General features: G+C 61.9%; 16 protein-coding genes. 8 read left to right on the top strand and 8 right to left on the bottom strand.

Features of this window, described 5'->3' with window-relative positions:
* Positions 1–73 precede the first annotated feature (73 nt).
* Positions 74–838: a trehalose-phosphatase gene (otsB, locus tag ACZ5ZH_RS06130; protein ID WP_464772504.1), complete on the bottom strand. Its 765-nt coding sequence runs from the start codon at positions 836–838 to the stop codon at positions 74–76.
* 115 nt (positions 839–953) lie between these two features.
* On the opposite strand from otsB, the gene parC reads away from it, so the two are divergent.
* Positions 954–3,242 (top strand): DNA topoisomerase IV subunit A, encoded by a 2,289-nt coding sequence (gene parC / locus ACZ5ZH_RS06125; RefSeq protein ID WP_464772503.1) that lies wholly within the window; start codon positions 954–956, stop codon positions 3,240–3,242.
* 84 nt (positions 3,243–3,326) lie between these two features.
* Entirely contained in the window at positions 3,327–5,078 is a 1,752-nt protein-coding gene (locus ACZ5ZH_RS06120) for a putative bifunctional diguanylate cyclase/phosphodiesterase (RefSeq protein ID WP_464772502.1), read from the top strand.
* Here ACZ5ZH_RS06120 and ACZ5ZH_RS06115 read toward each other — a convergent pair.
* From ACZ5ZH_RS06115 to ACZ5ZH_RS06100, 4 genes are read right to left on the bottom strand one after another with little or no spacing between them, the layout of a single operon-like run.
* The gene (locus tag ACZ5ZH_RS06115) at positions 5,042–6,253 is read right to left on the bottom strand and encodes a CCA tRNA nucleotidyltransferase (protein WP_464772501.1); all 1,212 of its coding nucleotides are present in this window, start codon (positions 6,251–6,253) and stop codon (positions 5,042–5,044) included. The two genes, ACZ5ZH_RS06120 and ACZ5ZH_RS06115, sit on opposite strands and share 37 nt — an antisense overlap.
* Positions 6,234–6,845 carry a CoA pyrophosphatase gene (locus tag ACZ5ZH_RS06110; RefSeq protein ID WP_460986043.1) on the bottom strand — a complete coding sequence of 204 codons (612 nt, stop codon included), beginning with the start codon at positions 6,843–6,845 and terminating at the stop codon, positions 6,234–6,236. The genes ACZ5ZH_RS06115 and ACZ5ZH_RS06110 overlap by 20 nt, the downstream gene beginning before the upstream one ends.
* Positions 6,842–7,408, bottom strand: a complete 567-nt coding sequence (locus ACZ5ZH_RS06105; protein WP_464772500.1) for a DUF1285 domain-containing protein — start codon at positions 7,406–7,408, stop codon at positions 6,842–6,844. The genes ACZ5ZH_RS06110 and ACZ5ZH_RS06105 overlap by 4 nt, the downstream gene beginning before the upstream one ends.
* Before the next feature lie 43 nt (positions 7,409–7,451).
* On the bottom strand, positions 7,452–7,970 hold the full coding sequence (locus ACZ5ZH_RS06100; RefSeq protein WP_460986041.1) for a GNAT family N-acetyltransferase: 519 nt from the start codon (positions 7,968–7,970) through the stop codon (positions 7,452–7,454).
* Between the two features lie 110 nt (positions 7,971–8,080).
* On the opposite strand from ACZ5ZH_RS06100, the gene ACZ5ZH_RS06095 reads away from it, so the two are divergent.
* Positions 8,081–8,464 (top strand): dihydroneopterin aldolase, encoded by a 384-nt coding sequence (locus ACZ5ZH_RS06095; RefSeq protein ID WP_196225842.1) that lies wholly within the window; start codon positions 8,081–8,083, stop codon positions 8,462–8,464.
* 12 nt (positions 8,465–8,476) lie between these two features.
* Here ACZ5ZH_RS06095 and ACZ5ZH_RS06090 read toward each other — a convergent pair whose 3' ends face one another.
* Positions 8,477–9,373: an isopenicillin N synthase family dioxygenase gene (locus ACZ5ZH_RS06090; protein WP_464772609.1), complete on the bottom strand. Its 897-nt coding sequence runs from the start codon at positions 9,371–9,373 to the stop codon at positions 8,477–8,479.
* Between the two features lie 123 nt (positions 9,374–9,496).
* On the opposite strand from ACZ5ZH_RS06090, the gene ACZ5ZH_RS06085 reads away from it, so the two are divergent.
* Both ACZ5ZH_RS06085 and ACZ5ZH_RS06080 read left to right on the top strand, forming a co-directional pair.
* Entirely contained in the window at positions 9,497–9,904 is a 408-nt protein-coding gene (locus ACZ5ZH_RS06085; protein ID WP_464772499.1) for an EVE domain-containing protein, read from the top strand.
* A 134-nt stretch (positions 9,905–10,038) separates the two neighbouring features.
* Positions 10,039–10,323 (top strand): hypothetical protein, encoded by a 285-nt coding sequence (locus ACZ5ZH_RS06080; RefSeq protein WP_464772498.1) that lies wholly within the window; start codon positions 10,039–10,041, stop codon positions 10,321–10,323.
* Positions 10,324–10,392: 69 nt separating this feature from the next.
* Here ACZ5ZH_RS06080 and ACZ5ZH_RS06075 read toward each other — a convergent pair whose 3' ends face one another.
* On the bottom strand, positions 10,393–10,695 hold the full coding sequence (locus ACZ5ZH_RS06075) for a glycine zipper 2TM domain-containing protein (RefSeq protein WP_449473222.1): 303 nt from the start codon (positions 10,693–10,695) through the stop codon (positions 10,393–10,395).
* A 323-nt stretch (positions 10,696–11,018) separates the two neighbouring features.
* On the opposite strand from ACZ5ZH_RS06075, the gene ACZ5ZH_RS06070 reads away from it, so the two are divergent.
* The 3 genes from ACZ5ZH_RS06070 to ACZ5ZH_RS06060 all read left to right on the top strand — a co-directional run bounded on the left by ACZ5ZH_RS06070 (position 11,019) and on the right by ACZ5ZH_RS06060 (position 13,412).
* Positions 11,019–11,648, top strand: coding sequence for a class I SAM-dependent methyltransferase (locus ACZ5ZH_RS06070; RefSeq protein ID WP_464772497.1), 630 nt, complete (start codon positions 11,019–11,021; stop codon positions 11,646–11,648).
* Between the two features lie 64 nt (positions 11,649–11,712).
* Entirely contained in the window at positions 11,713–12,645 is a 933-nt protein-coding gene (locus ACZ5ZH_RS06065; RefSeq protein ID WP_464772496.1) for an ABC transporter ATP-binding protein, read from the top strand.
* On the top strand, positions 12,642–13,412 hold the full coding sequence (locus tag ACZ5ZH_RS06060) for an ABC transporter permease (RefSeq protein WP_449473216.1): 771 nt from the start codon (positions 12,642–12,644) through the stop codon (positions 13,410–13,412). Before ACZ5ZH_RS06065 ends, ACZ5ZH_RS06060 begins: the two co-directional genes overlap by 4 nt.
* A 34-nt stretch (positions 13,413–13,446) precedes the next feature.
* On the opposite strand, the gene ACZ5ZH_RS06055 is transcribed toward ACZ5ZH_RS06060, so the two are convergent.
* Positions 13,447–13,767 carry a hypothetical protein gene (locus ACZ5ZH_RS06055; RefSeq protein ID WP_196225850.1) on the bottom strand — a complete coding sequence of 107 codons (321 nt, stop codon included), beginning with the start codon at positions 13,765–13,767 and terminating at the stop codon, positions 13,447–13,449.
* Between the last annotated feature and the right edge of the window lie 45 nt (positions 13,768–13,812).

The following is a 13,812-nucleotide window of genomic DNA, read 5'->3' as shown; positions in this document are numbered from 1 at the left end:
GAATGCGTTTTACTGGTCCTGACTATCGGTCTGCCCCCCTGGCTCATTCGAACGAGGGGGCGCCAGCCATGGCTCAGCCGGGCCTGACGACCCCCCGCGCGAGATAATGCCTGACAGCGGCAACCTGTTCCAAAGAGAATGCGGCGAGTGTCGTCCGGGGCGGGCCGACCAGAATGCCCGCGCCGCCCAGTTCAGTGGCAGCGGCAAAGCCTTCCTCATCCGTGACATCGTCGCCGATGAAGAGCGGGCGTCCCCCTGCCATGGGAGTGCGGGCCATCAGCGTGTGGACCGCGCTGCCCTTGTCCGCGCCGCCGGGGCGCAGTTCGAACAGCATCTTGCCCGGTTGCACGGCGAGGCCAAGTTTGGCGGCGAGGTCGCTGGCCAGTTCGCCCGCCTGCTCGCCCCATTGGGGCGCGCCACGGAAATGCAGGCCAACGCTGATCGATTTGCGTTCCACCAATATGCCGGGCTTACCGTCCGCAAAGCTGTGGAAGGCCGCTTCGGCATCATCGACCGCCGGGCGACGAGGGGCGGCTTCGACCTGTTCGCCCGGCTGGGCGAATTCCAGTCCGTGCGTTCCGGCAAGCAGGAAGTTGGCGAAGCCGAGATCGCGCAGGGTGACGATCGACCGGCCGCTGACGATCGCCAGACGGCCTTGCAGCACATCGCGCAATTCGCCGAGCAGGGTGAGCAGATCGCCATCCACGACCACGCCGTCAGGTGTGGCGGCGATCGGCGTGAGGGTGCCGTCAAAGTCGAGAAACAGCGCCGCGCCGGTCAGCAGCGAAGCGGGCGGCGGCGGGAGGGCGATGACAGGAGGTGGGTTGGAATCGGACACGGGCGCAAATTGGCGCGTGGCGGCGAATGTGCAAGCCCCGAAGGCGAAGGAGGTGAATTTTTCGGGGATGTAATCCCCGTTTCCGTTTTGTCGTTGCGCTGCTATTCCGATCGCGATGACCGATTTTCGCGACCCGTTCGACGCTATCAAGGATCACCCGTTCGACGAAGCGCTGTCCCAGCGCTACCTCGTCTATGCGCTTTCCACGATCACGGCGCGGTCGCTGCCGGATCTGCGCGATGGATTGAAGCCGGTGCACCGGCGGTTATTGTGGGCGATGCGGCTGCTCAAGATGGAGCCGGGCGGCGCGTCGCCGGATGTGCTGGTCGCTAATCCGGCGCGTAACACGACTTCTTATAAGAAATGCGCGCGCGTCGTGGGCGATGTGATCGGTAAATATCACCCGCATGGCGATACGTCGGTCTATGACGCCATGGTGCGACTGGCGCAGGATTTCTCGCTGCGCACCCCCTTGGTCGATGGGCAGGGGAATTTCGGCAATATCGACGGCGATAATGCCGCGGCCATGCGCTATACCGAGGCGCGGCTGACGCAGGCGGCGGCCGACCTGATGGCCGGGCTGGACGAGGGGACCGTCGAGTTCAGGCCCACCTATAATGGCGAGGATGAAGAGCCGGAGGTTTTTCCCGGCCTCTTCCCCAATCTGCTGGCAAATGGCGCAAGCGGCATTGCGGTCGGCATGGCGACCAGCATTCCGCCGCATAATGTGTCCGAGCTGATCGATGCGGCGAGCCTGCTGATCGAAAATCCGGATGCCGAACATGCCGACCTGATGCAGGTCGTGCGCGGGCCGGATTTCCCGACTGGCGGCGTGCTGGTGGATAACGCTTCCATTATTTCGGAAGCCTATGCGACGGGGCGGGGATCGTTCCGCACGCGGGCGCGCTGGCACAAGGAAGATGGCGGGCGCGGGACTTGGGTGGCGGTGGTGACGCAAATCCCTTTCCAGGTGCAGAAGTCCAAGTTGATCGAGCATATCGCCGCGCTGATCAACGACAAGAAGCTGCCGATATTGGCGGATGTGCGGGATGAGAGCGACGCGGAGATTCGCATTGTCCTTGAACCGCGGGCGCGGACGGTGGATTCCGATGTGCTGATGGACAGCCTGTTCCGGCTGACTGACCTGGAGAACCGCTTTCCGCTGAACCTCAACGTACTGGACGCGAGCCGGACGCCGCGCGTTCTGGGGCTGAAGCCGGTGTTGATCGAGTGGCTGAAGCACCAGATCGACGTCCTGGTGCGGCGCGCGCAGCATCGGCTGGACAAGATCGCCGCGCGGGTCGAACTGCTCGACGGCTATATCATCGCTTATCTGAACCTCGACCGGGTGATCGAGATCATCCGGACGGAGGATGAGCCCAAGGCGGTGATGATGGAGGAATTTGGGCTGAACGACCGGCAGGCCGAAGCCATCCTCAACATGCGGCTGCGTTCCTTGCGCAAGCTGGAGGAAATGGAGCTGCGGCGCGAGCATGCGGGGCTGCTCAAGGAACGGGATGAGCTTACCAAGCTGGTCGAGAGCCCGACGCGCCAGCGCAACCGGCTGAAGAAGGATCTGGCGGAACTGCGCAAGCGCTATTCGCCAGAGAGCGATATCGGCAGGCGGCGGACTTTGGTGGAGGAAGCGGCGCCCGCCCGAGAAATTCCGCTGGAGGCGATGATCGAGCGCGAGCCGATCACAGTGATCCTGTCGGAGCGCGGCTGGATACGGGCGATGAGCGGTCATCGCGACCTTTCTTCGGCGGACACGTTGAAGTTCAAGGAAGGCGACGGGCCGAAAATCGCCTTCCATGCGCAAACGACCGACAAGCTGCTGCTGGCGACGGCGAGCGGGCGCATATTCACGCTGGGGGCGGACAAGTTGCCGGGCGGGCGCGGGTTTGGCGATCCGGTGCGGTCGCTGGTCGATATGGATGATCAGGGCGACATCGTGGCGCTGTTCCCAGCGAAGACAGGAAGCGAGCTGTTGCTGGCTGCATCGGACGGCAGGGGCTTTGTCGCGGCGGTCGCGGATGTCATTGCCGAGACGCGTAAGGGCAAGCAGGTGGTGAATGTGCGCTCGGGCGCTCGCTTGACGGTGGTCCACATCATTGGGACAGAGGCGGACAGCGTCGCCGTGGTCGGTGAGAATCGCAAACTGCTGGTGTTCCCGCTGGTCGAAATGCCGCGCATGTCGCGCGGGCAGGGCGTGCAGATGCAGCGTTATCGCGATGGCGGCCTGTCGGATGCCGTCACTTTCCGGATGAGCGATGGCTTAAGCTGGGCGATGGGCGGAGGAAGCGGGCGCACCCGAACCGAGGCCGACATGACGCCGTGGCGCGTTGCGCGCGGGGCGGCCGGGCGGATGCCGCCGGTTGGCTTCCCGCGAGACAACCGATTTTGATGAATGCGTAACGAGCCGCATATCTTCTTGAAATTACATCGGGTCATTTCCTGAAAATTTACCACTGGTATCTAATCCGGTGGCATGAAAACGGTGCCAGCGCGTATTCGGCCAGGTCAAAGGCTGGACGACAACCTCCTCGCGAGGTTCGAGCGCACGCATCTGCGCTGCCTGGCGGAGATGGAGCATTGGTTGGAGGCGATGCCGCACGCCGCAGCCATGTTATGTTTTAAAGACAATGACTTGTCGATCGTTGCTGTTAACAAGACTTTTTATCACAGCTTCCTGGACAGGGGCGATACCGGCGCCGAGTCGCCCTATTGCAAGGACTGGCGCGAACGGATCATTGAGGTTGCGCTTTCGGAAAGCGTCTCCGTCACGTTTGAATTGCGGCGTGATGGTCCTTTGGGGCCGGAATATTTCTCCTGCACCGCCGGGCTGCTGCCCTCGACTGACGAAGCGGCGCACCTCATTCTCTTCACCGCGCTGGACCGCACTAGCGATCGCGTGACCGAACGGAATTTACGCCGCGAATTGCTATCCGACGGGTTGACAGCGCTGCCGAACCGTACGGGATTTGGCGAGGAGATCGAAGACCGACTGCGCAATTCTCCATGGCCGAGCAATTCGCAGTTCGGGATCATCGCGATCGATCTCAGCCGATTTAGCCGGGTTAACGAATCGCTGGGGCCGATGGCGGGTGATGAACTGCTGATCACGGTTGCCAAGCGTTTGAAGTCGAGCCTGCGGCAGGGCGATGTGCTGGCGCGGATCGGCGGCAATGACTTTGCGATATTTGCACGATTGAACAATGGCTTGTCGGACTGTCTTCATATCGTGCAGAGGGTAAGGGATGCGCTGAATTCGCCGATCCGCCTGAGTGATCTGCAAATTCGGGTCGACTGCGCGATCGGATGTGCTCTGGCGACCAGCCTGGACGATGACCCCGACGATATAATCCGCAAGGCGCAGGCGGCGGTGAAAATCGCCAAGCGTAGCGGCAAGGTGGAGATCTACCGCAACGGCGTGCTGAAGGAAGCGCAGCGGCGCTTTTCCATTGAGAGCCGCCTGCGCACCGCGTTGACACAAGGTGAGCTTACCTTGGCATATCAGCCGCTCATTCAGTTGCAGACGGGGGAGATTACCGGATTTGAAGCGCTCGCCCGGTGGAATGACCCTGAACTGGGTCATGTTTCCCCGTGCGAGTTCATTGCGGTTGCCGAGGAAAGCGGCCTCATCACGCCTCTCGGCCGGTGGGCGGCTTATGAGGCGGCGCAGGCGCTGAGCCGGTGGGACGCGAAATTCGGACAGGCAATGCCGGTCGGGGTCAATGTGAACCTGTCGCCGATCCAGATGGCGCGCGATGATGTTGCGTCGATGTTCGAGGAAGCGCTGCGCTATTCAGGCGTGTCGGGCAGGCGGCTGACCGTCGAACTGACGGAAAGCGCGATCATCGCCGATCCGGACAAGGCGCGGAAGCTGCTGGTTGCATTGAAGGACCTGCAAATGCCGATCGCCATGGACGATTTCGGCACGGGCTATTCCAACCTTGCCAGCTTGCACAGCCTGCCGATCGACATTTTGAAGATCGACCGCAGCTTTGTGACCAACATGCTGGATGACAAGGACAAGCAGGCGATCGTTCGCACGATCCTGTCGCTGGCCGAATCGTTGAACCTGCATGTCACCGCCGAAGGGGTGGAGACGCAGGAACTGGCCCATGGGCTGCAATCCATGGGATGCAGCCACGGGCAGGGCTTTTACTTCGCGCGCCCGATGCCGGAAAATGATGCGTTCGATTATTGGCGCGCGCGCTGGAATTTCGAAACGGTCTGATCCGCGATCTGATCGACCCGGCCTGCCTCCGGGAAACCTTCTTCTACCCAGATACGCTGCACCTCGCCCAGCGCCTTGGCGACCTCGGGGCCGGGCGGCAGGCCGCGCGCGATCAGGGCGCCTCCGCCGATCGGAAGTTGCGGTGGCGTCCAGCCTTCGAGCGAGGCGATGCTGTCGAGGGATGCCATGGGGTCGAGCAGGATGCGGTCGATTGCACCTTCGACGCCGATGATGAAGGCGAGCGCCCTGAGCGATGGGGCCGCCTTATGGGGTTCCAGCGCGAGGACGAGACGCTTTCGCGCCTTGTTGGACAGTTTGAGACGGGCGCCCACGGCATCGGCGGTGCGCGGGTCGGGGGGGAGCAAGGCAGCCAGGCGGCGCAGCGCAGCGTACGGAATGCCAGCGTCGGCTTCGCGCGCCGTCAACTGCCCCAGTCGAGCAAGTCCGTCCCCGTCGATTTCCGGAAGAACAGGAAGGAGGATGCCGCCTTCGATCATCAATTGGAGCGAGGCGAAAGGATCGGGAAGGGCGAGGAGCTTCATCAGCTCATCGGCGATACGCTCACGCGACAGGGCCATCAGGCTGTTGGCGGCGGTGCGGCAGGCGGCATATGCCTGCTCATCCGGCGTGTCGCTGCCGAAGCGGGCGAGGAAGCGGAAATAGCGCAGGATGCGCAGATGATCCTCTGCGATCCGCTCGGCCGCGCTGCCGATGAAGCGGACACGGCCTGCCGCAAGGTCATCCACGCCGCCGAAAAAGTCGGTCACTTCATGGGTGTGGGGATCGGCGTACAGCGCATTGATGGTGAAATCGCGCCGTGCCGCATCCTCCCGCCAGTCGGTGGTGTAGGCGATGGTCGCACGGCGGCCGTCCGTGCTGACGTCGCGGCGCAAGGTGGTGATTTCGACCGGCCATCCCCCGATCACCGCCGTGATCGTGCCATGGTCTATGCCCGTGGGCACAGCCTTTATCCCGGCGGCCTTCAGGCGCTCCATCACCTCTTGCGGCTCCAGCGCCGTGGCGATGTCGAGATCATTGACGGGAAGTCCAAGCAGTCCGTCGCGCACCGCGCCGCCGACATAGCGGGCAAGGCCCTGTTCCGCCCCCAACGCGGCGAGCAGGCCGTCAAGGCCGGGCCGGTGGCGCCAGTCGGCGTCAGGCAAATAGGCGGTCAAGATCAAGCCTCCGCGACAGGTTGGCGAGTATGGCGGCGGTGATGCCCCAGATACGGCGCTCATTCCACATTATTTCATAATAGTGCCGTTCAACACCTTGATAATGGGCGGAATGGCTGACCCGGTTTGCGGGATCGAGCGCAAAGGAGAGGGGCAGTTCGAACCAATCAGCGACCTCGTTTGCCTGTGGCATGAGCGGTAGGTCGGGCGGGATGACGCCCAGCACGGGCACAATGTCGAAGCCGGTGAAGGTGTGATAGCGGTCGGTCGTGCCGATGACGTCCACGAAGCTAGGGAGCAGCCCGATTTCTTCGTGCGCCTCCCGCAGCGCTCCGGCGATCTCGCTGGCGTCTTCCTGATCGACGCGGCCGCCGGGGAAGGCGATCTGCCCCGCATGTTTGCGCAGGGAAGCCGCGCGCTCGGTGAGGATGAGGCCGGGCTCCGGTCGGTCAGTGATGGCGACGAGCACGGCGGCGGGCGCAAGAACGAGTTCGCCGTCGATGCGGGGATCTCGTGTGTCCGATAGCATGAGCCCGACTTCGCGCGCATGTCCTTCGGCAAGCGCGGCGCGGACGCGGTCGGCCAAGGTCATGCGGAGCCGTCCAATGGGTAGAAGGCGCCATTGCTCCAGAGGCCAACCGGATCGCTTGCTTCGTCCAGCGCGAGGTTCATCAGCTCATAATAGACGCTGCGGTTAACCAACGCCTCAAGCCCGCCACGTACGTGCAGATAGGGGTGCGGGCCATCGGCCGTTTCCCGGATGACGAGCGGGTTTTCGGGGCCTGCGGGGATCAGGTCGCCTGTGTTGAGGCGAAAGGCGAGGGCGCGGTCGCGGCCTTCGCCCTCGCTCTTTAGCTCGACGGCGAGGAAGGGGGCGTCGTCCACCTCTATCGACAGCTTTTCAACTGGCGTTACAAGGACATAGGAGCCATCCTTTTCACGCCGCAGGATCGTCGAGAAGAGGCGGACCATGGCTTCGCGGCCGATGGGCGAACCCTGATGAAACCATGTGCCGTCGCGGGCGATGCGCATTTCGCTGTCGCCGCAATGGTCGGGATTCCACTTTTCGACGGGCGGCAGCCGCTTTTCCTCGACCAGACGGGCTATGTCGGCCAGCGACAGGTTGGCAAGATCAGGTGGCGGGTCCATCGGCATGGCGTCGAGATAGGATCGCGTGGCGCCGAAGGCAAAAGGGAAATCACATTGGAGTGGTGATTCGCGGCCCAAGCATCCCTTCGCCGCCGATCGCGGCTCCATCGACCGAAAGAGCGAGTAGTCGGCGCGCTTCATAGGGGCCGGGGCAGGTCCAGCCGCCCGTGGATGCAGCGGAAAAGCCCCAGAAGCGGCCATAATATTCGGGATCGCCGATCATCATCAGCGGATCGCTATGGTGGGCGCGAGCGGCATTGACGACCGCATCCATCAGCGCGCGGCCGTGGCCGGTGCGTTGGAGGGTGGGGGAGACAGCGACCGGGCCGACCATGATGAGCGGTGTGTGCGTTCCGTCGGCATGGGTGAGGGCCACTGGCCAGCTTTGGAGCGAACCGGCCAGCTCGCCATGTTCATCCATCATGCCGAAGGACAGCTCAGGCACCCAAGGCATGCCGTCGCGGATCAGATAGGCGGTGCGGCCGTGCCTGTCGGGGCCAAAGGCGGCGTCGAGCAGTTGCTCAATCGCCTCTTCCGCCACGATGTTAAGGGGCACAATATGAGACACGTCTTGCCGATCCGCCGTCAATGGCGCATGGACCGCGCCGGAGCGGCGGGATTAACGCCTGTTCCGCAAAATTAAAGTCTATTCTGGCCATCGCCAGCAGCAGGAAAGCCATGGACCGCGGATTTGACGATTTTCTGACGCTGGAGGTCAATCATCTGGACGTCGATGTCCTGACGGGCATCTATTCGGAAGAAACCCATCTGCCGCAGCCGCTGCGCATTTCCATCCGCGCGCAGTTGAAGGTCGCTGACCATTATGAGCTGGATACGCCGTTATCCCGTTCGAAAAATTACATGGACCTGAAGCATGCCGCCACGAGCGCATTGCCGGAAGGGCAGCATTTCACGCTGATCGAGGCTGTGGCGGACCATATCATCGACACCATCTTCCTTCAGGATGACAAGGTGCTGCATGTCGAGGTGAAGATCATCAAGCTGGCGCTGAGCGAGAAGGGTGAGGAAATCGGCATTACTCTGGGTCGGTGGCGCAAGTGAGCTGACGGGCGTTCAGCCCTTCACCAGTCCGATCTCGCGCAGGCGCTCGGTCAGATAGTCGTGCGCGATGATCGGCGGGTCCCGGCGCGGGTGGTCCGCATCGACGCATTGCGGCAGCGGTTCGATCAGGAAATCCGGGCGTAGGTGCAGGAAGAAGGGCATGGAATAGCGCGCGACGCCGCGCCGCTCCGGCGGAGGATTGACGACGCGGTGGCTGGTTGATCGCAGGCGGTGGTTGGTCAGCCGCTGGAGCATGTCGCCGACATTGATCGCCAGCGCGCCGGGGGGCGGTACGACGGGGAGCCAGTTGCCCTGGCGGTCCTTGATCTCCAGGCCGCCTTCCTCGGCGCCGAGCAGCAGGGTGATGAGGTTGATATCCTCATGCGCGCCTGCGCGGATGCCCGGGGCTTCGGGCGAAACTGGCGGGTAGTGGAGTAGTCGCAGGATCGAGTTGCCGTTTTCGGTGGCGTCGTCGAACCAATGTTCGGGCAGATCGAGATAGAGGGCGATCGCGGCGAGAAGCTGGGCGCCTAGGCGGTCGAACTCGGCATAAAGATGGCTTAAAGTGGGTTGAAGTTCGGGTATTTCTTCGGGCCAGATGTTTGGCGGCATGGTGGCGCCAAGGGGGTGTCCGGCGGGCAGGTCGCGGCCGACATGCCAAAATTCCTTGAGGTCATTCTCGCTCGCGCCCTTGGCGATTTCCCTGCCGAACGCCGTGTAGCCTCGCTGGCCGCCATTGCTGCTGGCATCGTAGCGGCGCTTTACATCCTCCGGCAGGGCGAAGAAGGCGCGGGCGAGCCTCCAGCCATCGTTGATCAGGGCGGCATCCATGCCGTGGTCCTTCACCATGGCGAAGCCGAATTGCCGGAACGAATCGCCGAGCGCTGTTGCAAAATCCGGCTTAGCCATCGCGGTGAGGGACAGCAGTGGAACCTGTTCCAGCGGTGCGTGCGGCAAGTTTCGGCTTTCCTTCTGTCAATTGGCGCCGTCCGATCCTTGATCGGCCCGGGCGGCTGATGCAAGGAGGCGATCATGAACTATTGGCTCATGAAATCGGAACCCGATGTCTTTTCCTATGACGACCTGGTCGAGAAAGGAAAGGCGGAGTGGGATGGCGTTCGCAACCATGCCGCGCAGCTGAACATGAAGGCGATGCGCAAGGGCGACCTGTCCTTTTTTTACCACAGCAATATTGGTGTGGAAGCGGTCGGCATCATGGAGATTGTCGAGGAAGCCGCGCCCGACAGCACCGACGAAAGCGGCAAGTGGATCGCCGTGCATGTCGCACCGAAGGAAAAGCTGAAAAAGCCCGTCACGCTGAAGGCGATGAAGGCGGACCCGGCGCTGGCCGATATGGTGATGCTGCGGCAGTCGCGCCTGTCCGTGTCCCCCCTGACCGAGGCGCAGTTCCGTCACATCGTGGCGATGTCGGAGGCTTGACGCATGGCCGGTTGCGCGAGGCGCAACTGGTGATCCGCCTTTTGCGATTGCGCGCATGTGTCTGGCCCATAGGTTCGACACCGACAGAACAGAAATGCAGAGGTGTTTGATCGGCATTCACAAGGAGAAAACCTATGCGAATGCTGTCGAAATTCATTCTTACCGGTGCAGTCGGCACCGTCGCCGCTGCCCTTGCCCCCGTCCATGCGGAAGAAGGTAAGCAGCGCTTCACCCATGAAGGCTACACCTATGTCTATCAGGTGAAGGATACAAAGACGGGTCGGCTCGTGTCAGGTCGCCGCTATCCGGATGCCGTTGCGTTTAACCTGGCGATCAAGAACGGCAAGGTGTCCGGCGTGTCTGGCGGCCGACCGGTTGCGTTTAAGGTCGATGAGGCTCGCGGAGCCGCCTCGGAGTAAGCGGCGGTACTTTAGGAATTTGCACAGGGCGGCTTCCAATCGGGAGCCGCCCTTTTATTTGTTGGCAGATTAGCGGCAGCGGCGCTTGCTATCGATTTCCTTGCCGAGCAGCGCGCCGCCAGCAGCGCCCAGGATCGTGCCGGTGGCCCGATCACCGCGCGTGTCGATGGCACGGCCTACAAGGGCACCGCCTACGCCGCCGACGATAAGGCCGGTCGTGCCGTTGGACTTGCGACAATATGTCCGTCCGTCGCGGCCGCGCCATTCGCGATAGTGGTGATGCTTCCGGGCGCTGGCCCCGTCGGTCGGGATCGCCATGGACACAGGGATGGCCATCGAAAGGGCCGACAGGGCGATAATGGCTTTGCGCATAATTCTCCTCCGAAACAATGATTTGCTGTTGAACCCGCTCATAGTGGAGGAGGTTGCATGAACCTGCGGCAACAAGCTAATATGTTGATTATAAATCCGTATTTTTAATTTTTATGATCTGAAGCAGGATGTTGAGCCGATCACCTTCAGGCTGATCTCGCAAATTTGTTCAGGAAGGCGTGTGGGCGGTTCGGGCCGGCATCGCGACGGGCGCCGCACAAGTGAAAAATTTGCCATCTATAGACATGTTAAAGCCAATCGACGGCGCGCTTCAGGCTCGCTAAGGGGAGTCGCGATGACATGTTTCCGGTCGCCTTTCGCTCATGCATGACAAGTCCAAACGTGGCCGGGCAGTCGCCATGCCCCGGAGCGAATTCCGGGCGCGGGCGACGGAATATCTGGATTTCCTGGCCGCCTGGGTGAAGAAGCCGCGCCAAACCGCCTCGGTGGTGCCGAGCAGCCGCTATCTTGCCCGGCTGATGGTAGCGCATATCGACCCGCTGGATGGCCGGGTGATGGAACTGGGCGGTGGGACTGGCGTGTTCACCCGCGCGATCCTGCAGACGGGCCTGCCGCCGGAAAAGCTGGAGGTGGTGGAGATCAATCCCGCCTTTGCGCGCGGGCTGCGGCGGCACTTTCCGCATGTGTCGGTGCTGGAAACGCCAGCGCAGATCGTATCGACGGCGGCGGCCGGTGAGCCGGGGCAATATCAGACGGTGATAAGCGGCCTACCGCTGCTGGCGATGGACCGCCATGTGCATGCCGACATTCTGTCCGAAGCATTCCGCATGCTGCGGCCGGGCGGCAGCTTTATCCAGTTCACCTATTCTACGCGGCCGCCGGTCAGCCGTGACGTGCTGCATGCGCTGGACTTGGAAGTCGCGCGCGTGGGACAGACGGTGCGCAATTTTCCGCCAGCAACAGTGTTCCGCTTTCATCGCCAGGGCGAATAGGCCGGTTGCGCTTGGACCCGGCGCCCCTATCTTGGCGTGCAGATAAAAAGGGGCTTTTGCGCGCATGGCGTCCATCATTACCGTTTCCGGGCTGACGAAAAGCTACGCATCGGGTTTTCAGGCACTTAAGGGCATCGATCTGGAGATTGAGGAGGGTGAGATTTTCGCCCTGCTAGGCCCCAATGGCGCGGGCAAGACGACGATGATCTCCATCATCTGCGGCAATGTGCGGCCGAGCGGTGGAACAGTGACCGTCGCCGGGCATGACATCGTACGCGACTATCGTGGATCGCGCTCCGCGATCGGACTTGTGCCGCAGGAACTGCACACCGACGCGTTCGAGCGGGTGATCGACACGGTACGCTTTTCCCGTGGGCTGTTCGGCAAGCCGCGCAACGATGCCCATATCGAGAAGGTGCTGCGCGACCTGTCGCTTTGGGACAAGCGCAACAACAAGATGCTTGAACTGTCGGGCGGCATGAAGCGGCGGGTGATGATCGCCAAGGCGCTGAGCCATGAGCCGCGCGTGCTGTTTCTGGACGAGCCGACCGCTGGCGTGGACGTCGAGTTGCGCCGGGACATGTGGAAGCTGATCGGCGAGCTGCGGCAGACCGGGGTGACCATCATCCTCACCACCCATTATATCGAAGAGGCCGAGGAAATGGCCGACCGGGTGGGCGTGATCAACAATGGGGAACTGATCCTGGTCGAGGAAAAGACGGCGCTGATGAAGAAGCTGGGCAAGAAGAGCCTGACCGTGGCGCTTAACCAGCCGCTGCATCAGCTTCCGGCAGAGCTGAGCCAATGGGATTTGTCGCTCAAGTCCGACGGCCATGAGATCGAATATATTTTCGATACGCGTGCCGAGCGTACGGGCGTGTCCTCATTGTTGCGGACGCTGGGCGACCTGGGCATCGGCTATAAGGACCTCAACACGCAGCAGAGCAGCCTGGAGGATATTTTCGTCAGCCTGGTCCATCAGGAGAAGGTGGCATGAGCGGCTTCAATTATCGGGCGATCTGGTCGATCTATAAATTCGAACTGCACCGGTTCAGCCGCACATTGCTGACCGGCTTGCTGGTGCCGGTGATCACGACATCCCTGTATTTCGTGGTGTTCGGCGGTGCGATCGGGTCGCGGATGACGCAGATTGACGGCATCGATTATGCGGCGTTCATCGTGCCCGGCCTCATCATGATGTCGATGTTCACTGAAAGCATCTTCAACGCGAGCTTCGGCATCTACATGCCCAAATTCGCGGGCACCATTTACGAGCTGCTTTCCGCCCCCGTATCGGCGACGGAAACGGTGATCGCCTATGTCGGCGCGGCGGCGACCAAGGCGTTGAGCGTGGGCACGATCATATTCGTGACGGCGCATCTGTTCGTCGATGTCCATGTCGAGCATCCGATCGCCATGGTGGCGTTCATGGTGCTGATCGCGGTCAGCTTCTGCCTGTTCGGGTTCATCCTGGGCATCTGGGCACAGAGCTTTGAGCAGTTGCAGGTTATACCGCTGCTGCTGATCATGCCGATGACCTTTCTGGGTGGCGCTTTCTATTCGGTGCATATGCTGCCCGAGCCATGGCGCACGGTGACGCTGTTCAACCCGATCGTCTATCTGGTGTCGGGCTTCCGCTGGACCTTTTTCGGCCGGGGTGACGTGGGGATCGAGTTCAGCCTGTTGTTCATCGCCGGGATGCTGGCGGTGTGCCTGGCAGTTATCGGATGGGTATTCCGTACCGGCTACCGGCTGAAGAAATGAAAGGAGCGGCCTTTCGGGGCCGCTCCGTCGGCTCTCAGGCGACTGCGCTCTCGGGCGCGACTGCGAAGAGGGTCACGCCCTTATACTTGTCGTCGGTCTCATTATAGAGACCGTACATCGCCTCGAACGTCTCATCGAGCACGGTGACGTCGTTGAGGCCCGCCAGCTTGAATGTGCCAAGCTTCAGTTCGCGTGGCGGACCACCTTCGCGTTCCACCGTCACGGCGTCGATGAACATCTCATCATGGCGCGTGTAAAGGATGTGGGGCGCCAGCTTGACGACCAATTTATTGTAGGTCGCCTTCAGGCATTTCTGAAGCGCGATGGCTTCGAAAATGGTCGTCGGGGCAGTCATGATTTTCGTCATTACCGATTCGCAGGCTGTCTTCAATTGCTTTGT

This window comes from Sphingobium sp. TomMM7A (genome assembly GCF_055397305.1).
Note: the sequence above shows the minus strand (reverse complement) of the source record. Positions and strands in the feature narration are given on the sequence as shown.